Genomic DNA, 26,689 nt, shown 5'->3' with positions numbered 1-26,689 from the left:
CCTCACATAGGTAGAATGGTTTCATACTATCCAATAATAATTCTCTCTTTCGGGTATTTATAGCGAGGTGGCTGTTCTCTTCCCCCACTAGCCAGTATAAATGTTAAAATACCGACACGCCCAATAAACATAAGTACAATGAGTACAAGTTTACCAACAGTTGTTAAATCTGGCGTAATACCTGTCGATAGCCCTGTCGTTCCGAAAGCAGAACACACTTCAACAATTAAACTCATAAGCGGTACATTTTCCGTAATAGATAAAATAAAGAGTGCTGTGGCACATAATAAAATCCCCATCGTCATAACGACAGATGCTTTTAGCACGTCTTCTTCATGTAACTGACGTTTGAAGACTCTAACCGTTCTTCCACCTCTTGCAAAAGTGTATAACGATAATATACTAACAGCAAATGTTGTTGTACGTATTCCGCCCCCAACCGAACTTGGAGATGCCCCTATAAACATTAATATACTCATAAATAAAAGCGTCGGTTGTGACAATTCACGTATATCCATTGTAGCAAGTCCACCGCTTCGCGTCGTCACAGATTGGAATAATGTATAGAAAACTGTTTCATGCCATGACTTTCCTGCTAAAAATTGATTTCGTTCTAGTAAAAAAATCATAATGGTTCCAACGATAACGAGGGCAAAAAATGTTGTTGTCGTCAATTTTGTAAATAACGAAAAGCGGAATAATTGCTGTCGCCTTTTACTAAAGAATTGCTTTATTTCCATTAACACCGGGAAGCCAATCGCTCCTAAAATAATAAGTAACATATGAATCATTTGCACAATATAATCTTTTTTGTACGGAATTAATGATTGTCCAGTTAAATCAAATCCGCCGTTCGTGGTTGCACTAACAGCGGCAAAGAAACCGTGAAAATAAGCTTCTTGCCAAGTTGGAAAATAAAGTAGAAATCTTGTACCTAATAGTATCGCTCCGATAAGTTCTATCGAAATAATTACAATTAAAATAGAACGCATCAATTCTACAAGGCCTGATAAATTCCCTTGATTATGGTCTGCCATAATGAGTCTTCTTCTCTGCAAACCGATCTTTTTCCCCGTTATAATCCAAACAAACGTACCAAGTGCCATAATTCCTAAGCCGCCTAATTGTAAAATAAGGGCTAACATAATAATTCCTGCCGTAGTAAATGTATCTGAAATTGTAACAACAGACAGTCCCGTAACACTTACCGCACTAACAGCTGTAAAGAGGGCATCGATAAATGTCCATTTCACACCAGACTTCGTAACAAACGGGAAACTAAGCAATATCACCGATACAACTACTGCTAATAAATAAAATAAAACAATGAGTTGTACAGGACGTAATTTTTGTAAAAACTTTTTTATATCTCTCATTCCATCACTTCGCTACCTTTTTTCTATCGATTAAATAAAGAAAAATCTTCACTTTCTTTATTTGTAAATAACTGCTCAAATAATTTGGCAAATACCATTCCATACACAGTTCCATTACCTCCATATGGCAATGCGTAAAATAAATTATGTATCTCTTTGTCTTCTTTTAAAATAGGGAGACCATCATGACTACCGCCAAATGCTGCCGCCCAATAGTACTCTGCCTGTATATTCTTATACTGCGGGAACATCTCTTTTACAATGTTAATAAGGATATCACGCTTATGCAATAATTTCGTATCACCAATTGTTTGAATTTGCATCGCTTCATCTAATCCGCCTACAATAATACGGTTTTGATACGTTCGAAAATATAAGTAAGGCCGTGCTGTTTCCCAAATTAATGATTGTTCATGCCAGCCTTCAAATGAATCTACCTTATTTGTCACCACTGCATATGATGTTTCCACTGTTGTATTTTTTTCTTTCTTTCCGAAAAGTGCTTCATAACCTGTCGCCATAATAATATTCTTTGCTACAATTTGATTTCCTGTTTTCGTGTAACAAATTAAATCATTTTGGCGTTTTTTTATATGTATGGCCTCTGTATGCTCAAGTATAGTAGCTCCCATTTGATTTGCTTTATGCAAAAGGCTATGCGCTAATAAATATGGATTCACCTCGGCATCACCATGCGTATATAACGCTGCTTGTTTTATAAATGAATACTTCTTCTTCATATGTGAATCGGTAAAATATTCAACCGGGAATCCATAATGGCGTAACGTATTATATTCTTCTTGTAAAAACGATACATCCTCATTTCTACTTGCATAATACAAACTACTTCGCGGAATAAACTGGGGATCAATATCGAGAGTCGGTACAACTTGCTCCATTGTTCGTAACGCTTCGTAACAAAGCTTATATGCTCGTACCCCTTTTTTTTCACCAAATGTATGGATAAGTGAGGTTAGCGATTTATCATGAAGAAATTGTAGTAAACCTGTATTAGCAGCTGTGCTACCACATGCGATTGCTCGTTTTTCAATGAGCGTAACACGCATTCCAATTTTCGCTAACGAATACGCTATATGAGAACCTGCTTCTCCGCTTCCGACTACAAGCACATCACATATCATATCATTTTCTAATGATGGATAACAAGGTATAGAAACTCCTGTATTCCAAAACAACTTACCAGTCATAAGTTTCATAATTATACTCCTAAAATATAAATTTCTCCTTTCTATCTTTTGTTATTTCCCATAAAAAAATCCAACTAACATACGCTAGTTGGACTTTTTATTTTTAATTAGAACGCTCCTCCAGCCAATTTCCAACCGTCGGATATGTTTGTTTTACCGCTGTTCCACCGTAAACGATCGACATATGTCCCGTTGGTAAACATACATATTGTTTATCTGTGCTAGAAATATGGTCTAGCAAAGCTTCTACTTGGCAGGGCAGGGCGATATGATCACGTTTCGCAGAAATATTTAAGACATTCGCCTTAATATTTGCAAGGTCTACCTTTTGTCCACGAATAACGAGTTCACCTTTCACTAATTTATTATTTTGATAAAAATCACGAATCCATTGTCTATACGATTCACCTGGGAATGGAATACCGTCACCAACCCACTTTTGAACTAATTTCCAGCTTTCGACGAAGCGCTCATTTTCTGAACGATCAAGTAAAGCGACATATGGACCTACAAAGTTTGTAATTGGTTTTAACATCTTATTTCCGAAATCAATCATTTCTGGCGGAATATTTCCGAATGTATCAACCGCTTTATCTAAATTGAAGTATTTCTCATCTAATAAAGGACCGTATAATCCTGTTTCAGAGAAATCAAAAGGACTTGTCATAAAGATTAAGTTGCGAATTGGCATGTGTGGATGAAGTGCTGCATAAATAGAAGTTAGCGTTCCACCCATGCAATAACCAAGTAAAGAAATCTCGTCCGATTTCGCAGTTCTCATTACTTTCTTCACTGCTTTTGCAATATAATCAAACACGAAATCATCAAATTTCAAATGACTATCTTCTAAACCAAATGTGCCCCAATCAAGCATATACACATCAAAACCACGATCTACTAAGTATTCCACTAAACTATTTCCTGGAGTTAAATCCATAATATACGGTTTATTAATAAGCGCGTATATTAATAGGATTGGAACTCTCTGTGTTTTTTCTTGTTTTGGAATGTAACGATACAGCTTCGTTTTATTCTTCGTCCAAATAACTTCTTTTGGTGTTAAACCAACTTGTGGTTCTGGTTCGCGTAATAAAACTTCGCTCGCTCTTTTCACACGGCGATATGCTTTACGATATTCTTCTGGGTACAACTCCAATTGCTTTTCCCATTCCGTTACGAATGTAGTCATTTTTCTATCTCCTTTTCGGTCGATTTATTTCTAAAAAAAGAAGTGCATTCCTGCTATGGATATGCACTTTTTTCTCGATTCATTACATGTATAATCCACCGTTAATGTTTAATTGCTGACCTGTGATATATGCACCGTCACGGCATAGGTATACTACACCTTTTGCAATTTCATCAGCTTGACCAAAACGTTTTTTCGGGATTTTCGCAACGATTTTTTGACGTACTTCTTCTGGTACTTCTGCTACCATTTCAGTATCAATAAATCCTGGGCAAATTGCGTTTACAGTTACATTTGTTTTTGCAAGCTCTAATGCTAATGATTTTGTAAATCCTAACATACCTGCTTTTGCTGCAGAGTAGTTTGTTTGTCCAAATCCACCAGCTTGGCCAATAATAGAAGAAATACTAATGATTCTTCCTTCTTCTGCTTCCGATATGTATGGAAGTACCGCGCTTGTTGTATTAAATACACTGCTCAAGTTCACGTCAATTACGCGCTCCCAATCTTCACGATTTAATTTTTTGAATGTACGATCTCTTGTAATACCAGCATTATTAACAAGAATATCAACTTTACCAAAATGATTCACAGCTTCTTCTACAAGTCTGTTTGCATCTTCTACTTTCGAAACATCCGCTTGAACTGCATAAACGTCATGTCCTTCTTTTCCTAATTCATTTACTAAGTTTTCAGCTGCTTCTTTACTGCTGTTATAGTTAATAACTACTTTTGCTCCCTCTTGTGCTAATGCTACTGTAATTGCTTTTCCAATTCCTTTTGCCCCACCTGTTACGATTGCTACTTTGCCATTTAATTGAACCATTTCTTTTCCCCCTTAAATGAATTTGTGAACGATTGTTATGAATCATTTTGGTACTCATATTAATAGAGTCCATATATTAATTATGTTTCGTTGTTTATACATGAAAAAGAGATTCTCCCTTTCCCTTTTACACGTTATAAACAAACGCTATTATCATTTTTTATTTTCCGGCTTATTCGCAGGCTTTACTTCTTCTTTTGCAGGTACTTGTAGTTTCGCTAGTACTGCATTTTGCTTTTCTAGTAACTCTAAAATTTGATCGACTTTCGTTTCTAGCGTGCGAATATCTTGTTTTACTTTCGTAACATCACGTTTTAATGTAGGAGCTTGTCCTAATGAATCCACTTTCTCTTCTAGAATTTCCTCAATGTTATCAACTTTATTTTCTAAATTGATAACAAGCGTAGCTACTCTAGCGATATCCTCTCTCGTCGGTACATTCACCTGTTCTAAATAATTTTTTGTCGTATCATTTAATGCTTTTTGATAAAACAAATTCAAATCTAGAACGCTGCCCATCCAAGCAGAATATTCTTCTGTTTTAATTGTTTCATTGAGCGCTTTTCCCCAAAATGTTTCGGTTTGTTCATAAGCATTTTTCCATGCTTGCAATGGATCGAATTTTTGATCAATCACTTCGCCTACACTCCCTTTTTCGTTTTTGAAACAATTCAACCTATTCACTATTTTCTAATATTCTGAATAAAACTTCAAGTCTATATTTTATTTTTCTTTATTTTCCAATAAATGTGTTGACATTAAAAACAGATAGGTGTAAATTGCACTTATAAGCAAAAAATTCCATCTAACTGATTCATGAGGTGATGCACAATCATGCTACATAATGAACCAGAACACCCAGAAAGTTTGGAAAAAAACCAAGCGAAACAACCAAACTCCATGCCAAAAAACTTCTTAGTTCCTTTCTTACTTCTCTGTCTAAAAGACTGGAGTCTTCATGGTTACAAACTCATTCAAATGCTAATGGACATCGGCTTTTCTTCTGTTGACCAAGGTAATGTGTATAGAACATTACGCAAGTTAGAAAAAGAAAATCTCATTTCTTCCACTTGGGATACAAGTGAAGGCGGGCCAGCGAAACGAATTTATTCTTTAACAGAATATGGAGAGCAATATTTAACAACATGTGCAACATATTTTGAACATTATCAAAATATGTTGCGGACGTTTTTTACGTTATACACCAATGCATTCTTTCCATTTTCTGCTTCTCCAGAAAAGGATGAAAAGGATTCTTCATCTTCACCTGGTGGTACAGCAGAGTAATCTGCGTTCACAATATGTAAAAAAAACATTTGGAGGTCAAACAATGGAAACTAAGCCATACGAATTAGTCGATGCATTTTGGAAAAACTGGTCTCAATCTCTTTCCCTCTTTTCTTCAGCTGGGAAACAATTAGAGCAACTTACTTTAGAAACTTTAAAACAACAACAAGACGCTTTGCATAAATTAACATCAGGAGTAGATGAACTAGAAAAAGAACTACAACAATTCACTGCTCAGTTCAATAACCAATATACAGATTACGTGAAGCAATTAACTGGAAACTCCTTAAATGATCAAATTAACGAGTGGCAAGGGAAATGGAATGAACTTTCTAATCAAATGCACCAACTGACTGTTTCTCCTACGAAAACATCTTTGTCTATTCTTACTCAAACTAGCGGTCAATTTGAAGAAACAACAAAACAATTTATTGAACAACAACAATTACAACGTGAAGAGGTTCAAAAACAGTTAGAAGTTTTTTTGGGAGAGTTCAAGTCCAAACAACTAGAACTCGCAAAGCAGTTCGAGGAAAACTCAAAAAATTTATTTACTTCCATCAAGTAAGAAAAATGTGGGAGCTAACTGCAGCACAAACAAAACTCTTTCTTCCTCCTACTACATCAAGATGGCTAACATTTTTCGATATGGAAAAGAAGGAGGCCAAAATGAATCCATTTCAAGAAGCACAAACTGTTCCGGAGCTTCGTTATGATGAGATTCAAGTCGGTGATCAAGCATCCCTTACAAAAACTATTACGGATGAGGACGTTATTAATTTTGCAAAATTAACTGGAGATGTGAATCCTATTCATATTTTAGATTCTTTTGCAAAAACGACGATGTTTAAAGAACGTATTGCTCATGGCATGCTCGTTTCCAGTTTCATTTCGACGATTCTTGGAACGAAACTCCCTGGCAAAAACACGATTTATTTATCTCAAAACGTTTCATTCCGTGCTCCTGTCAAAATCGGTGATACACTTCGCGTTGTGGCAGAAGTCATTAAAAAACGAGACGATAAAAAAATCATTACGTTGCAAACAAACATATATAATCAATCCGGTGATATTGTCGTGGAAGGTACAGCGACAATACTGAAAAAAGAGTAGCAAATTTGCTACTCTTTTTTCTATCCAATAACTTCTAATCACACCGATTACTTCCGCGTATGAGTACGTCGTTTCCACATAAAATAACGTTACCAGTTTAGATAAGTATTTAGCTGAACTGGACTACTCATAAGGATGTGTATCAACATGGTAAAAACAAACAAATTACTAGTTCCAGGTGCAGAACAAGCGCTTGAACAATTTAAATATGAAATCGCACAAGAATTCGGTGTTAGCTTAGGTTCTAATACAGCATCTCGTTCTAACGGTTCAGTTGGCGGTGAAGTAACGAAACGACTAGTCGCTTTAGCTCAACAACAATTACGTGGATAATACAATAACCTATGGCTTAGAGGCAGATATTCTCTGCCTCTTTCTATTTTTAACATACATAATCGTGCTTTTTCACATACTAGTAAGAGCAAACTGAAAGGAACGATATGTGACATGAAACGGATTAATATTAGCATGAGTCCTCCCCGTGTTCTTACTTTGTCTTTTATTATGTTATCAGTTTTCGGTACATGCTTATTAAAACTACCAATTGCTACAACAACTTCTATTTCATGGATCGACGCTTTATTTACAACAGTTTCTGCTTGTACTGTTACTGGGCTTGGTGTTGTAGACACCGGAAAAGTATTTACTTTGTTTGGACAGTGTGTCATTTTAACGCTTATACAAGTAGGGGGACTTGGCATTATGAGCTTTGCCGTTTTAATTGCGATTATGCTCGGCAGAAAAATTGGTCTTCAAAACCGAATTTTACTGCAACAAGCGTTAAACCAAACGAACATTGGTGGTGTCATTCGTCTTGCCAAAGCATTATTTTTATTCTCTTTTACAGTCGAATGTATCGCTACTTTGATTCTTTCTTTTGAATGGGTACCAAAATACGGGATTGCTAAAGGGATCTATTATAGCTTTTTTCATTCGATCTCTGCTTTTAACAATGCTGGTTTTTCTGTGTGGAGCGATAATTTAATGTCCCATTCTCATAGCATTCTTGTCAATCTCGTTATTTCCTCCCTCATTATTTTAGGTGGGATTGGCTTTACAGTAATCGTAGATATAAAAAGAAAGAAAAATTTTAAAAACCTTACATTACACTCAAAACTTATGCTCTCTTCTACTCTAATCGTCAATATTATTGCGACTGTTTTTATTTTTATATTCGAGTTCCACAATTCCCTTTCTATGAGAGGATTTACCCCATTTGAAGAAGGAATGGCCGCTTATTTCCAGGCGGTTTCAACTCGTACTGCCGGGTTTAATACAGTTGATATTTCTGCATTATCAAAGCCTTCCCTACTATTAATGATGCTCCTTATGTTTATTGGCGCTGGTAGTGCTTCAACCGGTGGCGGAATTAAGTTAACAACATTTTTAATCATGTTTTTTGGGGTATTTAAATTTTTACAAGAACAAGATGATATTGTCGTGTTTAAAAAATCTATTAAAGATACTCTCATTGTCAAAGCATTAACCATCACTATTATTTCCATTTCATTTATCTTTTTTGCTATTTTAATTTTAAGTATTACTGAGCGAGTTCCTCTATTGATGAGTGCTTTCGAAGTATTTTCAGCATTTGGGACTGTCGGTCTCAGTATGAATTTCACACCACACTTAACTATGATCGGAAAAGCTATTATCATCTTTATGATGTTTTTTGGGAAAATGGGACCTTTAACATTGGCTTTTTCATTTGCACGTAAAAAGAACCGAAAAATAAAATATCCGAATGAAGATATTTTAACAGGTTGACAACCGTATACATTATCCATATAATGAGAGTACAATAGCATATCTCCAAAGGGGAGTAGCGTCCAAGAATATTTCTTGGAAACAAAGTCGTCATTACGTAGAACTTAGTTCTTCCGGCTTTGTTGGCATTTTCATTACATATGTCTAGCAAGACCTTTGCCTATTAACGGCAGAGGTCTTTTTTGTATTAATTTCCAAATTCTTCCAAAGTTAATAGGCAGGAGTATGGGGAAACTAAATAGTGGGGAAATTCTTCACTTATTTAGTACTTATAGAAATGAGAGGAGAATGTACATGGATGTATCATTATTGTTGGAGTATGGTTGGGTATTACTCATCCTAATTGCACTAGAGGGGATTTTAGCGGCTGATAACGCTCTCGTTCTTGCAATTATGGTAAAACATTTACCAGAAGAAAAACGAAAGAAAGCACTATTTTACGGATTAGCGGGGGCATTTGTTTTCCGATTCGGATCGTTATTTATGATTTCGTTCTTAGTCGACGTATGGCAAGTGCAAGCAATCGGTGCCATTTACCTTATGTTTATCGCTGGTAATCACTTATTTAAAACGTATGTTAAAAAGAATACGGATGAAGAAACAGAAGAAAAAGAAGCAAAGAAAAAACAAGAGAACTTTTGGTGGACTGTATTTAAAGTTGAGGTTGCTGATATCGCCTTCGCAGTTGATTCAATTTTAGCTGCAGTTGCATTAGCAATGACTTTACCAAAAACAGGATTAGGTACAATTGGTAGTCTTGATACTGGGCAATTCGTTGTTATCTTTGTAGGTGGACTTATCGGGTTAATCATCATGAGATTTGCAGCAACTGCTTTCGTACAAATCTTAAAACGTAAACCAGGACTTGAAACTGCAGCATTCTTAATTGTAGGTTGGGTTGGTGTGAAACTAGCAGTTTATACATTAGCACACCCTGCATTAAATGTAATTCCGCATTCATTCCCAGAATCTACACTATGGAAGCTTACATTCTGGATTGTATTAGTCGGAATCGCAGTTGGCGGTTGGTTCTTCTCGAAAGAAGTAGAAGGAAAAGTAGAAAAGAATTTAGACGAAAAAGCGCTGTAATTACAGCGCTTTTTCTTTTTCCCTTCCCCTCTCAATGTCCAGAAAAAATTCTATTATACTACCATTTGTAAGCGTTTTCTCAATATATGTATGTCCTTTTTGTGAAACATTGCACAAACTTATTGAAACTAAGAACAATTCCATGTACTTTATTCATATAAGGAGTATTTATAGATGATGTACTAAAGGAGCGTATTACTCATGCTAGAGCAAGGAATAGATTATGTTGTCAAACTGGCTAAGAGCAAAAAACAAATGCTAGATACAAACCCGATGCAATATTTCATTCGTGCCGCACTTGCGGGTATTTATATCGGTTTTATTATTGTACTATGTTTTAAATTAGGTAACTTTTTTCACATTGCAGATTCACCGGCAACTTATTTAGCTGCTTCTATGTTTTTCGGAATTGCCCTCGTACTTATTATATATGGCGGTGCTGAATTGTTTACTGGAAACACAATGTACTTTACTGTAGCAACTTTAAGAAAAGAAACAACGATTTCTGATACACTTCGTAACTGGGTCGCTTGTTATGCAGGGAATTTAGCTGGAGCTTTATTCTTTGCCTTACTATTTTATGCAACTGGAATTTTCGAAGCAATTGATCACGGCCATTTCATGAATAAAGTAGTAGAAGGAAAAATGAATACACCTACAATGCAATTATTCTTTAAAGCAATTTTATGTAACTGGCTTGTATGTCTTGCGTGTTTCTTACCTTCTCAAGTTAAAGGTGATACAGCAAAAATTATGATGATGATGCTACTCGTTTTCACATTCTTCTTATCTGGTTACGAGCATAGCATTGCAAACTTATCACTGTTTGCTCTATCTTTAGTTTCACCGCATCCGGAGACAATTTCTTTTGCAGGTGCTATTCATAACTTAATTCCAGTTACAATCGGTAACATTATTGGCGGGTCCGTCTTTGTCGGCATGGTATACCATTACTTAACAAAGAAAGTACCTGACGTGAAACAAGAAGAAACTGAATTAGTAGCGGCTCAACAAGAAGAAATCATTCCGTTACAAGCACATATGAAACATTAAAAACTCCAAAGTAAAACTTTGGAGTTTTTAGCTCCCCACATATTTAACAACAAGGTGCGGATTAATTTCGCCTTCTTCCTTTCCCTTATTAATTCTCTGTTTCATCTTGTGCATACCGATGACATCATTCGTATGAAGGTGAATTTCATTTACATATAAACCCTCTTTACAAAAAGCCTCTACAAAATCTAATCCATTTCTTTTCCCCCATCCCATATTAAAATCAAGGGAAAGAATATTCACATCATAATTCCGAACCATTTGCAAGGCACATTCTACTGTAGTGGCGGGCACATACCCGTACGGACAACTTCTTTGATCATCCATATATACATTCATGTTCTATCCTCTCTCTATTTTGTATACGTGACCAACATGTAACATATTGCCCCAAGGCTAATAAAAGGACCGAACGGAATTTGGCTCCTCATTTTCATACGTTTTAATACTATACCAACTCCAAAGAAACAAAGACTAAAGCAAGATGCTAAAAATAAGATCATAAAAATCCCTTTCAGTCCCACTATAAATCCAAGTAACGAAAGTAATTTTATATCTCCTCCACCAAGCCCTTCTGGATATATCTTTTGCATGCAATATAACAAAATGAATATAACGCCACTACCAACTATACTATCTGTCCAAGTCACTAACGGCACAAAAACACATTCTAAAATGAGTAAACAGGCAAACCAAGCTAAAATACGATTGGGGATTAACATATATATGTAATCTGTAACTGAAATAATAAGAAGTAGAGAAAAAAGCGATAAAATGATGATAAGCTCCCGTTCCACCCCAATCATATATACAGTAAGAAGAAATATCATTCCTGTTACAAGTTCAAATACTACGTACAAAATTGAAATTTTCCTCTTACAATTCGTACAACGTCCTCTTTGTATACAAAAAGAAATGATTGGAATCAATTCTTTTTGCTTTAGCACATACTTACAATAATAACAATGTGAACGCGGGGTAATGATAGACTCACCAAGTGGTACTCTCATCGCAATTAACATAAAAAAAGAACCAAACACCATCCCCACTAACAATGCATATAAATAAGTGAACATCCCTTCCTCTCCTTTCCAGAAGAACATAGCAAAAAAAGGAGAGAAATTCTACTTCATATTATTTCTATTCTATTAAAAAAGCAGGCCATTTTCTGGCCTGCTTTCCCCTCTTTTATACGATGAAATATACTGCTTTTAATGGTCCGTGTACTCCGACAACAAGATTCATTTCAATATCTGCCGAGTTACTAGGTCCTGTAATAAAGTTAATACAAGATGCTACTGCCTCGCCATTTTCTACACGTGTGTTCATATCCTGAACTGCTTGTGTAATACGAGGCACAAGTGTTTCACGTGGAATAATAGCAAAGTATACAGTCGGTAAAAAGTGTAAAGAACGACCTTGGCCTTTATGACTTTGTACAACAATCGTACCAGATTCAGCTAAAGTATAATCACTAAATGCGATTCCAATATTCGCTCTTTCTGCGATACGCATATTCTCTTCTTTTTTCTCAGAATCCCATACATTCACTTCAACATTTTGCTTTGGAAGCTCTTCTTTAAATAAAGAAGTCAATCCATAAGAATCAAAACGTTCGTCTGCCGATAACATAATAGGTCCCCCGCCGTTTTCCACGATTACTTTTTGAATATCTTCACGTAAACGGTCGTTTGTCGTTTCCACTACAGTTGTATGAATGTTTGTACATTGATTTTTAAATACTTCTAACAATTCTTCTTTTGAATAATCTTTTAGCGTTTCTACATTCACATTACTTTTCCATGCTGGACGCTTTACGCCTTCCGTTTTCCGCTCACGTCCAAGTTCTTTTGCAATATTATCTAGAAAGGACTCACGGTTTTGAATTAATCCTGTCATTATTTGTCCCCGCCTTTCTTATGATCTTTATACCAATCACGGAATCGTTCTTTACTTGGAGCCGGGAATTCACGAATATCTGTCCAGTTTTTAAGTGGCCCAACACCTTTTGATACACGGTTGCCCGATGTAAATGGACTCATTGCTGCTGGCGCCATTTTTGATCCCATTTTATATAAAGCTGCTGAAGATGCACCCATACTAAACATTTTCATTGCTAATTTTTCTGCAAGTGGTGCACGTCCTTCTTGCTCAACAATTACTTGACGATGTTTTAATAATAAATCATGCAATGGTATTTTTACTGGACAAGCTTCTGTACACGCTCCGCATAAACTAGAGGCATATGGAAGCTCTTTGTAATCATCGTATCCACCTAAAAGTGGTGTTAATACCGCACCGATTGGTCCTGAGTATATAGAACCATACGAATGTCCACCAACGTGACGATATACAGGACATACGTTAACACAAGCAGCACAACGAATACATTGCAGTACTGAGCGGAATTCAGACCCAAGAATTTGAGAGCGGCCATTATCAACAACAACTAAGTGGAACTCTTCTGGTCCATCTACTTCCTCTTCTTGGATTGGTCCCGCTACAGTTACATAACTTGTTAATTTTTGCCCTACTGCACTACGACATAGTAAACCAACTAAAACATCTAATTCTTCCATTGTCGGAACCATACGTTCCATACCCATTACTGCAATTTGAGTTTTCGGAATCGACATAACAAGATCGGCATTACCTTCGTTCGTTACTAAACAAAGAGAGCCAGTATTTGCAACTGCAAAGTTACAACCTGTCACACCAATTTCTGCATCCATAAATTTCTCACGAAGTTGTTTACGAACAAACTTTGTCATTTCATATGGATCATCAGAATTTTCATAGCCAAGCTTTTCTTTAAATACATCACGAATTTGCGTTCTGTTTTTATGCAGTGCGGGCGCAATAATATGTGAAGGTGGATCGTTATCTACTTGCAAGATATACTCTCCTAAGTCACTTTCTAACACTTCACAACCAATCTCTTCAAGGGCATGATTCATACTAATTTCTTCAGTTACCATTGATTTTGATTTTACAACTTTCTTCGCTTGTTTCTTTTTTGCAACGTCTTGAATATACTTTGCTGCTTCCTCTTTCGTTTTCGCAAAGTACACATGTCCGCCTCTTTTTGATACATTTTCACTTAACTGCATTAAGTAATAATCAAGATTTTCTAACGTATGTTGGCGAATTTGTTCACCTAGTTCACGCCACTCTTCCCAGTTTCCTAATTCTTCCGCTGCTTTTAAGCGATTCGTATATAAGCGCGTTTGCGCAGAAGATACTGCTCCGCGCATAAAAGAATCTTGAATTCCATCGCCAACGCGATCATTAAATTTTTTCTCACTGATTTTCATAGACATAGCTTATGTTCCCCCTTCATGAGCGACTATTTAGTACCTCAGCAATATGCATTACTTTTATTTCTTTTCCTAAACGCTCAATACGTCCGCCAATGTTTAACAAACACCCACAATCTGCACCGATTAAATAATCAGCACCTGTTTCCATTGCACTATCTACCTTCTCATCTACCATTTGCTCAGAAATTGGAGTCATCTTCACTGAAAACGTTCCCCCAAACCCACAACAATTTTGTTCGTTTGGCAGTTCTCTCACAGTTAATCCTTTTACGTTTGATAATAAAATTCCTGGTGCCTCTTTTACTCCAAGCAGGCGTGTCATATGACAAGATTTATGAATAGTAGCTATCCCAGGTAAGCTTGCACCAACATCTGTCACTTTTAAAACATCTACAATAAATTGTGTAAATTCATATGTTTTATCAGCAACCTTTTGTGCACGTTTAGCCCACTTCGGATCATCTTTAAAAACATGCGGATACTCATGAAACATTGTCGCACAAGAACCAGATGGTGTAACGATATATTCTGCATCTTCGAAAGTTTCAATCATATGTTTCATCGCTTCTTTTGCTGCTTCTACATGGCCGCTATTATAAGCAGGCTGACCACAACAAACTTGTGCTTCTGGAAATTCAATTTCACAACCTAAACGCTCCAACACTTCAACTGTTGCTTTGCCGACGTTTGTTTCAAACATATCGACTAAACAAGTAACAAATAAAGTAACTTTCATAATTATTACTCCCCCTTTTTACAACTCCACCAACAAACATATGGTCATCAGATGACTAAGAAAAGAAGAAGTAGGCTCAACCATGGCCTATCCTCTCCCTCTTCTAAAGAAAACGCTTACTTAATCTTTCTCTATTTTATCAAAAAATTTGATTTTTAAAAGATTAAATTACGAATTTATATCGTTTTTACCTGTGACAATATGTTCTACATTTGTTAAATGATCTAGCATTGCTTGCTGCGCTAATTCTACATCTTGCTTTAACACTGCATCATATATAACTTGATGCTCTTCTATAAGTCGTTCTGATGTTGTTTGTTCACCATATAAAATAATGCGTCTTGATTCACCAATCGTTTCAGCAATCATCTCTGAAACGTGATTCATGAGTTCAAGCAAAATGTTGTTATGCGAAGACTCCGCAATTCCCATATGGAACTGAAAATCTGCTTTTTCGCCAGCCTTTTCATCTCCAATGCTCTTTACCATTTCATCTAACCAATGCTTCATATTTTGCAAATTATCTTCCGTACGTTTTGCCGCAGCTGCTCGAACTGCCCCCACTTCAAGCACCTTTCGTACTTCTAATAAGTTTAAAATATCTTCTTTCTTCATTAATAATTTATTGTTTAATGATTTTGTTAATGAAGAAGAATCGAAATTCTTCACATATGTACCTTCTCCTTGTTTCATCTCAATTAAGCCCATTGCTCTTAGCGCACTTAGCGCTTCACGAACAGCAGATCTACCAACTTGAAACTGCTCAGCTAATTGATGTACAGGAAGTAGTTTGTCACCAGGTTTTAACGTACCATTTTTAATCATTGTTAAAATAGCTTCAGATACTTCTTCGTAAATCTTTTTCGGTTTAATAGATTTGTACTCCAGTTAAATCACCTCAGTATCTTCCAAACAACAATTGAAACGATTTATAAGAACTTTGCATCATAACTATTTTAGAACGAATTGGTAAGAAGTACAAATGTTTTGTTCATAAAATCGTCAAATTTTTAATATTTATTTGATATTAATTTATATTTATTCCTCTATTCATTTGCACTCATGAAGAAAAGCATGTCCTTCACGTTAGAACATGCTTTCTTCAACTTGTATTTTCAATTTAATACTAACCGTCGTTCCATGCCCTTTTTCACTTTCAATTCGCCACTGTCCATCATGTATATGAACAATTTGTCTGACAATGGCAAGGCCTAAACCTGTTCCACCATGTTGACGACTTCTCGCTTTATCAACGCGGTAAAAACGTTCACCAAGATTTTCTAAATGCTCTGTTTCAATACCGATTCCTGTATCTTTTATGTTTAATTCACAGTAATCATCTATCTGCCTGAGTGTTATCACAATATCCCCATTTTGATTTGTATACCGTATCGCATTATCTAACACGTTATGAAGCACTTGTTGCATGCGATCCTCATCAATCATTACAATGATTTCTGGATTTAAATTTGTTGAAATACGAATTTTCTTTTCTATAAACTTAATCTCATACGTATCTAACACATCTTCAATCAGTTGTGAAAAAACGATAGGTTGTTTCTTTAACGGAAAATGTTCACCTTCTAATTGTGCTAAATCTAATAAATCATGAACGAGACGCTGCATACGACCCGCTTCTTTATGAATGAGCTGTGTTACTTTTTCCTGCTGTGGTCCCTTCGCTACACCATCTAAAATAGCTTCACTATATCCTTTTATATAACTAAGCGGTGTTCTTAGTTCATGCGAAACGTTAGCTAAAAATTCCTTACGCTTTACGTCTTCTGTCTCTAAAGAATTTGCCATTTTATTAAATGCTTTTCCTAATCGTCCAATTTCATCTTCGGAAGAAATTGTAATCCGTTCTGAGAAATCTCCCGTAGCCAAATGATTGGCAACTCGTTCCATTTGCGAAAGCGGTCTCGTAATAGCAATAATAATCTTTCTACCAATCCATATTGTCAGTAAAGTCATAGCAAGTGCTAATGGTGCTAAAATAAGGCCCATATCATATATTAAGTCTTTTATACTTTTTAAAGGAATATAAGAATATACAATGCCAACTAACTTTTTATTTTCTAAAACAGGGATGACAACCCCCATAATATTTCGGTCAAAATGTTCCTCATACCCTATCTTTGTCACAGTTTTTCCATCTAATAATGCTTGCCTGTCCCCTTCACTTATAAGAGAATGATGATGCACATCAAAAGGTAAACACGCGCTTAAATCACGCGGATTAGATACGAAAAGAACATCTGAACTAGATATTTGATCAAATGCTCTTACTTTCTCTTCAAAAGTTGCTATTCCTTCACGCTTATCATATTGCGCAGCAAGACGTTTCCCTTCCATTACTAATGAATCTTTTAAATTATCAACGTATAGTTTTTCATACGAGTATAAAGATACAAAATAAAGAAAGGAAACTGTTACACATACTGCACATACTACTGTAAGCCAAAGCTTCTGTACCATCGTAAACATACGTTACACCTCAAATTTATAGCCTACACCCCAAACTGTTTGAATGTAGTTTCCACTTTCTCCAAGCTTCAAACGCATCGTTTTCACGTGCGTATCCACTGTTCTTGTACTTCCGGCATAATCATATCCCCATACCTTTTCCAGCAATTGTTCCCGGCTAAATACTTGTCCCGTATGTTGGCAAAGAAAATAGAGTAAATCAAACTCTTTTACTGTAAGAGAAATCGGCTCACCATCAGCCTCAATCTTCCTACTTTTTTCATTAATAAGTATCGGTCCAAACTGAATCTCTTCTTGTTGCTCTTGCTTTGTATAACGTCTTAGCACAGCTTCCATACGAGCAATTAGTTCTCCAGGACTAAAAGGCTTTACAATATAATCATCTGCTCCCATACGCAAGCCGTTCACCCTATTCCACTCTTCACCTTTTGCTGTTAAAAATATAATTGGTACATCCGACGTTTTTCTAATTTCTTTACAAACTGAAAGTCCATCCATCTCTGGCATCATAATATCTAATACAACGAAATCATAATGATCAGTCTCTAATTTTTTTAGAGCCTCTTTTCCATTTTCAGCTTCTCCCCACTCGTATCCGAAATTATCTAAGTACATTCCAACAAGCTGTCTCATATCACTTTCATCATCTACAACTAGCACCCTATATTTACTCATTGTCCTTCCCTTCCCTCTCTATGAGTTGAAACGGCCCTTTTCCGACTTTAATTGTTTGTTTTATTTTCAAGCTCTTCATATCCATGACACACACTTCATCACTATCATAGCTTGCTACGTATCCTTCTGCTCCGCTCTTCAAAAATGCAAATGGATTCGATCCTACTTCTACAGAAGCCACCTCTTTATACGTGCTAACATCAAACTTTCTAAGCGTATTCGAACCGTGACTTAATGCATATACATTCTTATTATCCTTCGTTATATTCACAGGCATAAACGGAGCATGTAAAGAACGTACCATTTCTCCGCTCTGCAATGAATACACTAATACTTTTTCATTGACTTGATTTCCATCACCATGTCCGCCAATCCATATTTCTTTCCCATCTGGGCTAATTGTCGCTCCCGTTGATGCTGGGGGAATCATAAAGGATTGTATCACTTCTTTTTTCTTTGTATCAATGGTCGTTAGCTTCGTATCATAAAAGTTTAATACAGATAACTGGTTATCGTGCTCTACCATCGTAATTGGTCCTTTTCCTGTTGATACACTCCCTGTCTCTTTCCCTTTTATCGTAAAAAACCTTACCTTTTGGGCAGTTTGATCGGCAGCAAATAATTGTTTTTTATCCTCGGATACAATCACATTTACAATGCCTTTTCCCGTTTTATATTTGTCCACTTGCCTTCCTTCTGATAGTGAATATACATACATGTACTCTAACTGCTTGCCATATACAAGTATGTCCTCACCGTTTGGAAGTAGTGCAACTCCTGCCATTGGTTCATTAAGTTCCCATGTCGTAATTAACTTTTTAGTTTTTTCATCAACAAAACTAATACTACCTTCTTTTATATTCGTTGTTATAATAACACTTTTATCTTTAGCAATCGGTGTATATGAACTTCCTTGACACCCTACTAATAGAAATAAAAAACAGAGAAGAAAAACATACTTTCTCAAAAGATTCCCTCCATCTTCGGATGATTTCGTTATAATTGTAAAATAACAAATAAATGTGTGGAAAGTGTGAAATTTTCCTTTCTTACTTCATTTACATATATAATGTACAACAAATAAAATTTGAGGTGTGCAAATTATGCTTTTTCCTGATTTAGCGAATAAAATTGTACGAGAAGTACGCAGATTAATTAAAGAAAATATCATTATCATTAATATACAAGGCGTTATTATCGCAAGTACAGATGTAGAAAGAATCGGCCAATTTCATGAAGGTGCACTCCGATGCGCGAAACAAAAGAAAACTGTCATTATTACAAAAGAAGATGAACGACGTTTGCAAGGCGTAAAGGCGGGTATGAACCTCCCCTTACTATTTCATGACGAAGTAATTGGTGTCATTGGAATTACAGGCGAACCTGAAAACATTTCACAATACGGAGAAATATTACGTAAAATGACCGAACTACTCATTCACGAAAACTACTTTTTGGAACAACTGGAACTTGAACACCGTTCTTATGAAGCATTTGTCTTTGATTGGCTTCAAAATACAGACTGGTCTCCAAGCTTTCTCGATCGCGCAAAAACACTTGGTATTGATTTATATAAGAAGAAACAACTTATTTTGTTCTCTATCGATCAAAATGACACGATGCTTCAGCGTAAGATTTGGCAACACGTACGCAATCTATTAACAAAGGAGCATCTATTTGTTCGTTGGGGAAATGATCGATTCATTTTATTTACAGCCACAAACTCCAAAGAGCAAACGTATCAATTTTTAAAAAGATTAAAACAAGACTGTGAAACTTTGTTTTCTATTCCTTTATATATTGGGATTGGACAATCCGTTACACCAAGCAATATGAACTTATCGTACGAACAAGCATTACAAGCTCTTTCCGTATCACTTGAAACGAAACAAATTGTATTTAATGAAGATTTACGTTTAGAAATGTGCTTACAAGATATTTCTGCTGAAACGCGGGAACAGTTTCTAAGGCGTACTATCGAAAACTTACTATCATCTCCTGAGCTTATGCACACTTTACGCTTATTTATTGATTATAACCAATCCTATAAACAAACAGCTGAACAATTACATATACACATTAACACATTGCATTACAGACTTAAAAAGATTGAGGAGCATACAGGACTTGACCCGAAACATTTCAAAGACTTAAACATTTTATACTTCTCGCTCCTCTTATTAGATAATCATACAAAAAAGAATGATAAAAAAGATTAATCTTTAGATGATTATACATAGAAAGAATCCCCCAACTTTTTTATCATTATAATGAAAGCACTGTTACAACGTTTTTTATGATGACTAAATACGTTAACAGTTTGAGGGGGATTTCCAATGTTAGAAAAGCAAATTATTCATTCATTCGTATCCATTGTTGGCGAAGATAATGTAGATACATCCAATATGGGGCGTTTAACGTATAGTTATGATGCCACTCCAAACTTCCAAGCAATGCCTGATGCAGTCATTGCTCCTCGTAATACAAATGAAGTAGCTGAAGTGTTAAAAATATGTAACACTCACAAAATTCCTGTATATGTTCGTGGTTCTGGAACAAACCTTTGCGCGGGGACATGTCCACTTGAAGGCGGTATCGTCCTTATCTTCCGCCATATGAATAACATTTTAGAAATTGATGAAGAGAATTTAACAATTACTGTACAAGCTGGTGTAATTACACTTGATATTATTAAAGCGGTAGAAGAAAAAGGTTTATTTTATCCACCAGATCCAAGCTCGATGAAAATTTCTACAATCGGCGGTAACATTAATGAAAACTCAGGTGGATTACGCGGATTAAAATATGGCGTAACACGTGATTATGTGATGGGTCTTGAACTTGTCTTACCAAATGGCGATATTATTCGTACTGGCGGTAAATTAGCAAAAGATGTAGCCGGTTACGATTTAACTCGTTTATTTATCGGTTCTGAAGGAACACTTGGTGTCGTAACAGAAGCAATATTAAAACTTGTTCCTATGCCTGAAACGAAGAAAACGATGCTTGCACTATATGAAGATATTAATGAAGCTGCACGTGCTGTTTCTTCTATTATTGCAAATAAAATCATTCCAGCGACACTTGAGTTTTTAGACCAGCCGACAATTGAAGTAGTAGAAGAGTTTGCACAAATCGGTTTACCAACTGATGTAAAAGCAATTTTATTAATTGAACAAGACGGTCCACCTGAAGTTGTCAATCGAGATATTGAAAAAATGGCTAACGTTTGCCGCTCTATGAATGCAGTCGATGTTCGCATTGCAAAAGATGAAGCGGAAGCAGATGCGCTTCGGACAGCTCGCCGTAGTGCACTATCAGCACTTGCAAGATTAAAACCTACTACAATATTAGAAGATGCAACGGTACCACGCTCACAAATAGCTCCGATGGTTGAAGCTATTAATGCCATTGCAAAAAAATATAATATTCCTATTTGTACGTTTGGGCATGCTGGCGATGGCAACCTACACCCAACTTGTATGACAGATGCTCGTAATGAAGAAGAAATGCACCGAGCTGAACAAGCTTTTGCTGAAATATTTGCGAAAGCAATTGAACTTGGTGGCACAATTACTGGTGAACATGGTGTCGGTGCGATGAAAGCTCCTTATTTAGAAATGAAATTAGGTAAAGAAGGTATTGCTGCCATGCAAGGAATTAAACAAGCCTTCGATCCAAATAACATTATGAACCCTGGCAAGATGTTCGCGAAAGACACTCGCAAAAGAGTGGTGGTTGAGCGATGAAAACATTAAATAAAGAAAACATTCAAAAAGAATTTAAAGAAAGATTAAGTGAAGATGAACTACTAAACTGTATGCGATGCGGTTTCTGTTTACCTACTTGTCCTACTTACATTCAATCTGGATATAAAGAATCACATTCACCACGAGGACGTATTGCATTAATGAAAGCGGTCGTTGACGGTTTAATTGAACCAGATGAAGATGTTGAAAATACATTGAATGTTTGCCTTGGCTGCCGTGCTTGTGAACCTGTTTGTCCATCAGGTGTAAATTACGGACATTTATTAGAAGAAGCTCGTGATATTATAAATCAAAACAAAAAGTTCTCGGTGCCAGTGAGAGCCGTTCGTAAAGTCGTTTTTGAAGGGCTCTTCCCGCATCAAAATCGAATGAGAACATTAACAGGGTTAATCGGATTTTACCAACGTTCTGGTTTACAAACACTAACACATAAAATGGGTATTATGAAGTTATTCCCTGAAACACTTGCAACAATGGATCTCGTTTTACCAAAAGTCCCTAAAATGAAAGCAATGAAAGATCGTCCTGCATTCTTACCTGCTGAAAGTACAAAAAAGAAACAAGTTGCATTCTTCACAGGCTGTTTAATGGATACGATGTTTTTAGAAACAAATAACGCAACGATGAAACTTCTTCAGTTAGCTGGTTGTGATATCGTTATTCCGAAAACACAAAGTTGCTGCGGTGCATTACATGGGCATGCTGGTGAAAAGAGCGGAGCGAAAGAATTAGCGAAACGAAATATAAAAGCATTCGAAGATTTAAATATCGACTATATTATTACGAATGCAGGTGGTTGCGGAGCTTACCTCGTAGACTACGATTATCTTTTAAAAGATGATCCACAGTGGGCTGAACGCGCAAAGCAGTTTGTTTCTAAAATTAAAGATATTACTGCTATTCTAGTAGAACTAGATTTCCATAAACGAAATGACTTACGACTTCCATCGCAAATTATTACGTATCAAGACTCTTGTCATTTACGCAATGTTATGCGAACATCTTCAGAACCTCGTATGTTACTAGAAGCAATTCAAGGCGCAACATATCGTGAAATGAAAGATGCGGATCGCTGCTGTGGTTCTGCTGGTATTTACAATATTGTTCATTCAGAACTATCCATGGAATTTCTAGATTATAAAATGGACCGTGTACATGAAACAGAAGCAGCAACTATTGTTACTGCAAATCCAGGTTGTCTACTACAAATGAAATTAGGCATTGAACGAGAAGGACTTTCTCATAAAATGAGAGGAATTCACATTGTAGATTTATTATTAGAAGCAATTGAAACCAACTCGTAATAACTCGTAACATACGTAATAATAGGAAAACGGCTATCTCCTTCGTCTATGTAAAGAGATAGCCGCTTTTTTGTCCGCTACAATATTAAAAATATGTTACTTTATTATAAAAAAGAACCACAGATACATTACAGTTTTGTAAAAATCAATCCAGTATATTCCTAAAAAAAACTCTCAAACCATTGATACAATAGGATTCTTCATTTTCCGTTTAGGTAAATTCATCCAAAATACCCCTCTTAAAACGAAGTATAAAAATGCTGAAAATTCCTTTTATACTCTATGTTTCTCTTATTTTTCCTCTTTTCCCCTCTTAGGATAAATTAGGTAAATTTTAAGTCTATGAATTTTTTTCCATCTTTTTTCTCACAAAATCTATGCTACGATGAATTTGTCAGTCAGACAGGCTGTCAAAAACAAATTGTGTGAAAACAAATTAAAACTTTATATAGGGGGACACACATCATGAAAAAGCGTGTTTTATTATCTGTAGCTGCTGCAACGGCTCTTACTTTAGGAGTATCTTCTCTAGATGCACAAGCTGCAACAGTACAACCATCTAACGTAAAGGTTCAAAATATTCAGCATTCAAAAGTGATGATGAAGCAAATGAGCCAACAAGAATTACAAGCATTCTTACAATCTATGGGCGTGGAATCATTAGCACAATGGCAACAAGGAAACTTCCAACCAAATTGCATTATTCCTGGTCAACAACCAACTGAAAATGTTGTAACTGAGCAACCAACAGCTAAGCCAGAAACTCAAAAGCCTGCTGAGCAAAAACCAGTTGAACAAAAGCCTGCTGAAGAAGTTCAAAAACCAGAAGCTCAAAAACCTGCTGAAAACAACAATACTCAAAAACCAGCTGAGCAAAAGCCTGCTGAAGAAGCAAAATCTTTAAGCGAATTCGAACAACGTGTTGTTGAATTAACAAACGCTGAACGTGCAAAACAAGGCTTACCAGCACTAAAAATCGATACTGAATTAAGCAAAGTAGCACGTGTTAAATCTGAAGATATGCAGAAGAATAACTACTTTGATCATAACAGCCCTACATACGGGTCTCCGTTTGACATGATGAAGAAATTTGGTATTTCTTATACATCTGCAGGTGAAAACATCGCTCAAGGCCAACGTACACCTGAAGAGGTAGTACAAGCTTGGATGAACAGTGCTGGACACCGTGCAAACATCTTAAATAACGGCTTCACTCACATCGGTGTTGGCTATGTAGAAAGCGGCAACTACTGGACACAACAATTTATTACGAAGTAAATAGATTAAAAGAGTCTTCTCATAATGAGAAGACTCTTTTTTATGTTTCATAACTTTCTATTATGTATGAGTATAAAATGTAAAACATGAACAAAATAGAACCACTACTTATTACACTAAGTAATACATAAAACCCCCACTTCAAGTTCAAAAATAATGAAAATAATATACTACATGCCATCATTTGAAAAATCCGCCTACTCACTATACGGATCTTTTGTAATTTGATTGGGTCTTTTTCCGTACCCTGAACTTGTTTAAACAACTTACTAAGCATAAAAAGAAACATACTAATCCCAATTGTTAGTCCTGTTTGAAAGGATATCATACTTCCAAAATTAATAAAGAGAATGAGCATATGGATAAACAACATAAATAAAGTAATCGTCTTTAGAAATCCACTTATAATGACATGTTCGCCTTTATTAAACTTATATATATTATGTGAAATAATATACATCAATCCATGTAAAAAAATAAGAAAAAAAGGAATAAATGCTATAACAACTTGTTTACTCATAAAATCGTTCGGCCCACCATTTTCATCCCAATGTACAGCCATCTCATTTGGTAAATATGGATAGAGGCATAGAGTAACTAAAAGACAAACGAAAAATATTCCTAGTATGTATTTATATTTGACCAAGCAATTCTCACCTCTCTTTTCTCTTAACGGCTTCGCTTCTTTTAGAGAAATTCCTGCAAGAATCTACTTTTCTCAAATTTAAACTTACACTTTACGCATTCATTCTTTGAAATTCTTTCATTGTATCATTTAATTTTGCAGGGAATGGTACATCCACTTCGATCTCTTCTTTCGTAATTGGATGTAAAAAGTTTATCTTCATCGCATGTAATGCTTGCCCGGACATATATTGCGTTTGTCCACCATATAATACATCCCCAACTAATGGATTACCATGATAGCTCATATGAACACGAATTTGATGGGTTCTTCCTGTTTCTAATTGTAACGTTACGAACGTAACATTTTGGTTTTTAAAATACTTCTCTACTTTATAAAATGTGATAGCTTGATCTCCCTTTGGAGAAACACGTCGTCTCGTCGCATGATGGCGATCTCTTCCAATAGCTGCGTCAATTGTTCCTTGCTTACCTTTTACTTTCCCTTCCACAAGCGCCGCATATGTTCTTTTAATTTTTCGTTCCATTAATAAACGATCCATAATTGCACCAGCAATTTTATGCTTAGCAAACACGACACCACCTGTCGTATCTTTATCTAACCGATGAATATGACGAACCTTCGTCTCTAAACCTTGCATTTGAAAATGAAAAGCAACAAGGTTTGCAAGTGTTCCCATCCCACCTTTTTCCGCAGGATGCGTATCCATCTTCTCAGGCTTATTTACGATGAGTACGTGATCGTCTTCATATACTACATCTAATTCACCATATTCAGGCTCTACATCGTATTCTTCTTCCATAAACATATGCACTTGTAACTTATCGCCTTCTTTTAAAAGCTCATTCCATCTTCTCTGTTCTCCGTTAACGGTAATACCTTTTTCCATACGAAGCTGATGTAACAACTTTTTCGGTATTTCCCATTCTATTTTTAATAACGAATCAATACTTATGCCATTCCATTTCGCTGGAACAGTAATTTCGCACCATTCGCCCTTCTTCTTCGTTTCCATACTGTATCACCTTATTTCTATTGATTCTCTCATTGTAACGGAAAACACAATTTGATGCACCGTCAAAAATAGAGGACAGTCTTATAGTAGACTGTCCCCCTCACGCTCTACGCCGTTTCATTTCCTGCAATACTTCTTCCGCTTTTTGCTCATACGATAAATCTTTAAAGAAATCCGCCAATCTTTTATAATCATTATACGTATCTAATAAGTCATCAATTTTTTCTACTTTCATCACTTGTTGTTTTTGCTTCATTTTTACTGGATAACGATAGCCCGATACCTCTTGTATTTTGTAATACTCATCCTCTACTTGAATGACCTTTACAAGTTCCTCCTCTTCCGCATCCATCGTATACCCATCAAAATCTCTAAGTAATTCATAAATGATATGAGTCCATTCATCTTTTGGATAATATCCTTTTTCTAACCGATAACCGACAATGCGATACATATGCCCATCGTTTTCTGCAAACTGTACTGTATCATTTAGCTTAAACTTAAAATAACGAAACATTGCCTTCACCTACTTATATGTAATGTTCTTATC

At 35.9% G+C, this 26,689-nt stretch carries 28 protein-coding genes and 1 riboswitch; of the genes, 11 read left to right on the top strand and 17 right to left on the bottom strand.

Going from position 1 to position 26,689, the window contains the following annotated elements; translation table 11 throughout:
• Positions 1-26 precede the first annotated feature (26 nt).
• The 5 genes from DT250_RS14875 to phaR form a co-directional block, all read right to left on the bottom strand.
• On the bottom strand, positions 27-1,376 hold the full coding sequence (locus DT250_RS14875) for a TrkH family potassium uptake protein (protein WP_149213262.1): 1,350 nt from the start codon (positions 1,374-1,376) through the stop codon (positions 27-29).
• A gap of 23 nt (positions 1,377-1,399) precedes the next feature.
• Positions 1,400-2,593, bottom strand: coding sequence for an NAD(P)/FAD-dependent oxidoreductase (locus DT250_RS14870; RefSeq protein WP_149213261.1), 1,194 nt, complete (start codon positions 2,591-2,593; stop codon positions 1,400-1,402).
• Between the two features lie 94 nt (positions 2,594-2,687).
• On the bottom strand, positions 2,688-3,773 hold the full coding sequence (gene phaC / locus DT250_RS14865; protein WP_000206842.1) for a class III poly(R)-hydroxyalkanoic acid synthase subunit PhaC: 1,086 nt from the start codon (positions 3,771-3,773) through the stop codon (positions 2,688-2,690).
• An 82-nt stretch (positions 3,774-3,855) separates the two neighbouring features.
• Positions 3,856-4,599, bottom strand: coding sequence for an acetoacetyl-CoA reductase (locus DT250_RS14860; RefSeq protein WP_000250411.1), 744 nt, complete (start codon positions 4,597-4,599; stop codon positions 3,856-3,858).
• Positions 4,600-4,752: 153 nt separating this feature from the next.
• Positions 4,753-5,235, bottom strand: a complete 483-nt coding sequence (phaR, locus tag DT250_RS14855) for a polyhydroxyalkanoic acid synthase subunit PhaR (protein ID WP_000566954.1) — start codon at positions 5,233-5,235, stop codon at positions 4,753-4,755.
• Positions 5,236-5,433: 198 nt separating this feature from the next.
• Between phaR and phaQ the strand changes: the two genes are divergently transcribed.
• The 7 genes from phaQ to DT250_RS14820 all read left to right on the top strand — a co-directional run bounded on the left by phaQ (position 5,434) and on the right by DT250_RS14820 (position 10,908).
• Positions 5,434-5,886 carry a poly-beta-hydroxybutyrate-responsive repressor gene (gene phaQ / locus DT250_RS14850; protein ID WP_149213260.1) on the top strand — a complete coding sequence of 151 codons (453 nt, stop codon included), beginning with the start codon at positions 5,434-5,436 and terminating at the stop codon, positions 5,884-5,886.
• Positions 5,887-5,929: 43 nt separating this feature from the next.
• The gene (gene phaP, locus DT250_RS14845; RefSeq protein WP_000448583.1) at positions 5,930-6,454 is read left to right on the top strand and encodes a polyhydroxyalkanoic acid inclusion protein PhaP; all 525 of its coding nucleotides are present in this window, start codon (positions 5,930-5,932) and stop codon (positions 6,452-6,454) included.
• A gap of 101 nt (positions 6,455-6,555) precedes the next feature.
• Positions 6,556-6,999: a MaoC family dehydratase gene (locus DT250_RS14840; RefSeq protein ID WP_001067917.1), complete on the top strand. Its 444-nt coding sequence runs from the start codon at positions 6,556-6,558 to the stop codon at positions 6,997-6,999.
• 147 nt (positions 7,000-7,146) lie between these two features.
• Positions 7,147-7,332, top strand: a complete 186-nt coding sequence (locus DT250_RS14835) for an alpha/beta-type small acid-soluble spore protein (RefSeq protein ID WP_000241212.1) — start codon at positions 7,147-7,149, stop codon at positions 7,330-7,332.
• 114 nt (positions 7,333-7,446) lie between these two features.
• Positions 7,447-8,766, top strand: a complete 1,320-nt coding sequence (locus tag DT250_RS14830; RefSeq protein WP_149213259.1) for a TrkH family potassium uptake protein — start codon at positions 7,447-7,449, stop codon at positions 8,764-8,766.
• Between the two features lie 38 nt (positions 8,767-8,804).
• Positions 8,805-8,970, top strand: a riboswitch (yybP-ykoY riboswitch).
• A 90-nt stretch (positions 8,971-9,060) separates the two neighbouring features.
• The gene (locus tag DT250_RS14825) at positions 9,061-9,855 is read left to right on the top strand and encodes a TerC family protein (protein WP_142954045.1); all 795 of its coding nucleotides are present in this window, start codon (positions 9,061-9,063) and stop codon (positions 9,853-9,855) included.
• A 201-nt stretch (positions 9,856-10,056) separates the two neighbouring features.
• Positions 10,057-10,908, top strand: a complete 852-nt coding sequence (locus DT250_RS14820) for a formate/nitrite transporter family protein (RefSeq protein ID WP_048545034.1) — start codon at positions 10,057-10,059, stop codon at positions 10,906-10,908.
• A gap of 27 nt (positions 10,909-10,935) precedes the next feature.
• Here the strand turns inward: DT250_RS14820 and DT250_RS14815 are convergent, their stop codons facing one another.
• From DT250_RS14815 to DT250_RS14775, 9 genes are all read right to left on the bottom strand, one after another.
• Complete coding sequence (locus tag DT250_RS14815; RefSeq protein ID WP_149213258.1) at positions 10,936-11,247, bottom strand: cyclic-phosphate processing receiver domain-containing protein; 312 nt, start codon at positions 11,245-11,247, stop codon at positions 10,936-10,938.
• A gap of 14 nt (positions 11,248-11,261) precedes the next feature.
• Positions 11,262-11,984: a prepilin peptidase gene (locus DT250_RS14810; protein WP_149213257.1), complete on the bottom strand. Its 723-nt coding sequence runs from the start codon at positions 11,982-11,984 to the stop codon at positions 11,262-11,264.
• A gap of 112 nt (positions 11,985-12,096) precedes the next feature.
• Positions 12,097-12,807, bottom strand: coding sequence for a LutC/YkgG family protein (locus tag DT250_RS14805; protein WP_149213256.1), 711 nt, complete (start codon positions 12,805-12,807; stop codon positions 12,097-12,099).
• Positions 12,807-14,228 carry a LutB/LldF family L-lactate oxidation iron-sulfur protein gene (locus tag DT250_RS14800; protein ID WP_000061936.1) on the bottom strand — a complete coding sequence of 474 codons (1,422 nt, stop codon included), beginning with the start codon at positions 14,226-14,228 and terminating at the stop codon, positions 12,807-12,809. The genes DT250_RS14805 and DT250_RS14800 overlap by 1 nt, the downstream gene beginning before the upstream one ends.
• 16 nt (positions 14,229-14,244) lie before the next feature.
• Positions 14,245-14,964: a (Fe-S)-binding protein gene (locus DT250_RS14795; protein ID WP_000869144.1), complete on the bottom strand. Its 720-nt coding sequence runs from the start codon at positions 14,962-14,964 to the stop codon at positions 14,245-14,247.
• Positions 14,965-15,132: 168 nt separating this feature from the next.
• Positions 15,133-15,822 carry a FadR/GntR family transcriptional regulator gene (locus DT250_RS14790; RefSeq protein ID WP_255256195.1) on the bottom strand — a complete coding sequence of 230 codons (690 nt, stop codon included), beginning with the start codon at positions 15,820-15,822 and terminating at the stop codon, positions 15,133-15,135.
• A gap of 228 nt (positions 15,823-16,050) precedes the next feature.
• The gene (locus tag DT250_RS14785) at positions 16,051-17,451 is read right to left on the bottom strand and encodes a sensor histidine kinase (protein WP_000494801.1); all 1,401 of its coding nucleotides are present in this window, start codon (positions 17,449-17,451) and stop codon (positions 16,051-16,053) included.
• Positions 17,452-17,454: 3 nt separating this feature from the next.
• On the bottom strand, positions 17,455-18,126 hold the full coding sequence (locus tag DT250_RS14780; RefSeq protein WP_000049878.1) for a response regulator transcription factor: 672 nt from the start codon (positions 18,124-18,126) through the stop codon (positions 17,455-17,457).
• A complete protein-coding gene (locus DT250_RS14775) occupies positions 18,119-19,093 on the bottom strand; it encodes a YncE family protein (RefSeq protein WP_149213255.1) in 975 nt (324 codons plus the stop codon). The genes DT250_RS14780 and DT250_RS14775 overlap by 8 nt, the downstream gene beginning before the upstream one ends.
• A gap of 136 nt (positions 19,094-19,229) precedes the next feature.
• On the opposite strand from DT250_RS14775, the gene DT250_RS14770 reads away from it, so the two are divergent.
• The 4 genes from DT250_RS14770 (at position 19,230) to DT250_RS14755 (ending at position 24,478) form a co-directional block, all read left to right on the top strand.
• Positions 19,230-20,345: a CdaR family transcriptional regulator gene (locus DT250_RS14770; RefSeq protein ID WP_149213254.1), complete on the top strand. Its 1,116-nt coding sequence runs from the start codon at positions 19,230-19,232 to the stop codon at positions 20,343-20,345.
• Between the two features lie 117 nt (positions 20,346-20,462).
• Positions 20,463-21,875 (top strand): glycolate oxidase subunit GlcD, encoded by a 1,413-nt coding sequence (glcD, locus tag DT250_RS14765; protein ID WP_046957068.1) that lies wholly within the window; start codon positions 20,463-20,465, stop codon positions 21,873-21,875.
• Entirely contained in the window at positions 21,872-23,200 is a 1,329-nt protein-coding gene (locus DT250_RS14760; RefSeq protein WP_149213253.1) for a (Fe-S)-binding protein, read from the top strand. The genes glcD and DT250_RS14760 overlap by 4 nt, the downstream gene beginning before the upstream one ends.
• A 465-nt stretch (positions 23,201-23,665) precedes the next feature.
• Positions 23,666-24,478, top strand: coding sequence for a CAP domain-containing protein (locus tag DT250_RS14755; protein ID WP_046958242.1), 813 nt, complete (start codon positions 23,666-23,668; stop codon positions 24,476-24,478).
• A 40-nt stretch (positions 24,479-24,518) separates the two neighbouring features.
• Here DT250_RS14755 and DT250_RS14750 read toward each other — a convergent pair whose 3' ends face one another.
• The 3 genes from DT250_RS14750 to DT250_RS14740 form a co-directional block, all read right to left on the bottom strand.
• The gene (locus DT250_RS14750) at positions 24,519-25,124 is read right to left on the bottom strand and encodes a DUF1648 domain-containing protein (RefSeq protein WP_149213252.1); all 606 of its coding nucleotides are present in this window, start codon (positions 25,122-25,124) and stop codon (positions 24,519-24,521) included.
• A 91-nt stretch (positions 25,125-25,215) separates the two neighbouring features.
• Positions 25,216-26,139, bottom strand: coding sequence for an RluA family pseudouridine synthase (locus DT250_RS14745; RefSeq protein ID WP_149213251.1), 924 nt, complete (start codon positions 26,137-26,139; stop codon positions 25,216-25,218).
• Between the two features lie 100 nt (positions 26,140-26,239).
• A complete protein-coding gene (locus DT250_RS14740; RefSeq protein WP_060489448.1) occupies positions 26,240-26,656 on the bottom strand; it encodes a hypothetical protein in 417 nt (138 codons plus the stop codon).
• Positions 26,657-26,689 lie beyond the last annotated feature (33 nt).

This window comes from Bacillus sp. AR2-1, from assembly GCF_008368755.1.
GTDB classification, from domain to species: Bacteria; Bacillota; Bacilli; order Bacillales; family Bacillaceae_G; genus Bacillus_A; species Bacillus_A wiedmannii.
The sequence above is the reverse complement of the archived record's forward strand: the minus strand, read 5'-3'. Positions and strand labels throughout refer to the sequence as shown.

What these genes read in the sequence shown, in the direction of transcription:
- phaC (WP_000206842.1), bottom strand. Translation starts at nt 3,773, where the DNA reads ATGACTACATTCGTAACGGAATGGGAAAAGCAATTGGAGTTGTACCCA.
- phaP (WP_000448583.1), top strand. Translation starts at nt 5,930, where the DNA reads ATGGAAACTAAGCCATACGAATTAGTCGATGCATTTTGGAAAAACTGG.
- DT250_RS14795 (WP_000869144.1), bottom strand. Translation starts at nt 14,964, where the DNA reads ATGAAAGTTACTTTATTTGTTACTTGTTTAGTCGATATGTTTGAAACA.
- DT250_RS14740 (WP_060489448.1), bottom strand. Translation starts at nt 26,656, where the DNA reads ATGTTTCGTTATTTTAAGTTTAAGCTAAATGATACAGTACAGTTTGCA.
- glcD (WP_046957068.1), top strand. Translation starts at nt 20,463, where the DNA reads ATGTTAGAAAAGCAAATTATTCATTCATTCGTATCCATTGTTGGCGAA.
- phaQ (WP_149213260.1), top strand. Translation starts at nt 5,434, where the DNA reads ATGCTACATAATGAACCAGAACACCCAGAAAGTTTGGAAAAAAACCAA.
- DT250_RS14760 (WP_149213253.1), top strand. Translation starts at nt 21,872, where the DNA reads ATGAAAACATTAAATAAAGAAAACATTCAAAAAGAATTTAAAGAAAGA.
- DT250_RS14810 (WP_149213257.1), bottom strand. Translation starts at nt 11,984, where the DNA reads ATGTTCACTTATTTATATGCATTGTTAGTGGGGATGGTGTTTGGTTCT.
- DT250_RS14820 (WP_048545034.1), top strand. Translation starts at nt 10,057, where the DNA reads ATGCTAGAGCAAGGAATAGATTATGTTGTCAAACTGGCTAAGAGCAAA.
- DT250_RS14870 (WP_149213261.1), bottom strand. Translation starts at nt 2,593, where the DNA reads ATGAAACTTATGACTGGTAAGTTGTTTTGGAATACAGGAGTTTCTATA.
- DT250_RS14835 (WP_000241212.1), top strand. Translation starts at nt 7,147, where the DNA reads ATGGTAAAAACAAACAAATTACTAGTTCCAGGTGCAGAACAAGCGCTT.
- DT250_RS14780 (WP_000049878.1), bottom strand. Translation starts at nt 18,126, where the DNA reads ATGAGTAAATATAGGGTGCTAGTTGTAGATGATGAAAGTGATATGAGA.
- DT250_RS14785 (WP_000494801.1), bottom strand. Translation starts at nt 17,451, where the DNA reads ATGTTTACGATGGTACAGAAGCTTTGGCTTACAGTAGTATGTGCAGTA.
- DT250_RS14745 (WP_149213251.1), bottom strand. Translation starts at nt 26,139, where the DNA reads ATGGAAACGAAGAAGAAGGGCGAATGGTGCGAAATTACTGTTCCAGCG.
- DT250_RS14770 (WP_149213254.1), top strand. Translation starts at nt 19,230, where the DNA reads ATGCTTTTTCCTGATTTAGCGAATAAAATTGTACGAGAAGTACGCAGA.
- DT250_RS14815 (WP_149213258.1), bottom strand. Translation starts at nt 11,247, where the DNA reads ATGAATGTATATATGGATGATCAAAGAAGTTGTCCGTACGGGTATGTG.
- DT250_RS14800 (WP_000061936.1), bottom strand. Translation starts at nt 14,228, where the DNA reads ATGTCTATGAAAATCAGTGAGAAAAAATTTAATGATCGCGTTGGCGAT.
- DT250_RS14805 (WP_149213256.1), bottom strand. Translation starts at nt 12,807, where the DNA reads ATGACAGGATTAATTCAAAACCGTGAGTCCTTTCTAGATAATATTGCA.
- DT250_RS14840 (WP_001067917.1), top strand. Translation starts at nt 6,556, where the DNA reads ATGAATCCATTTCAAGAAGCACAAACTGTTCCGGAGCTTCGTTATGAT.
- DT250_RS14860 (WP_000250411.1), bottom strand. Translation starts at nt 4,599, where the DNA reads ATGGTTCAATTAAATGGCAAAGTAGCAATCGTAACAGGTGGGGCAAAA.
- DT250_RS14875 (WP_149213262.1), bottom strand. Translation starts at nt 1,376, where the DNA reads ATGAGAGATATAAAAAAGTTTTTACAAAAATTACGTCCTGTACAACTC.
- DT250_RS14755 (WP_046958242.1), top strand. Translation starts at nt 23,666, where the DNA reads ATGAAAAAGCGTGTTTTATTATCTGTAGCTGCTGCAACGGCTCTTACT.
- DT250_RS14830 (WP_149213259.1), top strand. Translation starts at nt 7,447, where the DNA reads ATGAAACGGATTAATATTAGCATGAGTCCTCCCCGTGTTCTTACTTTG.
- DT250_RS14825 (WP_142954045.1), top strand. Translation starts at nt 9,061, where the DNA reads ATGGATGTATCATTATTGTTGGAGTATGGTTGGGTATTACTCATCCTA.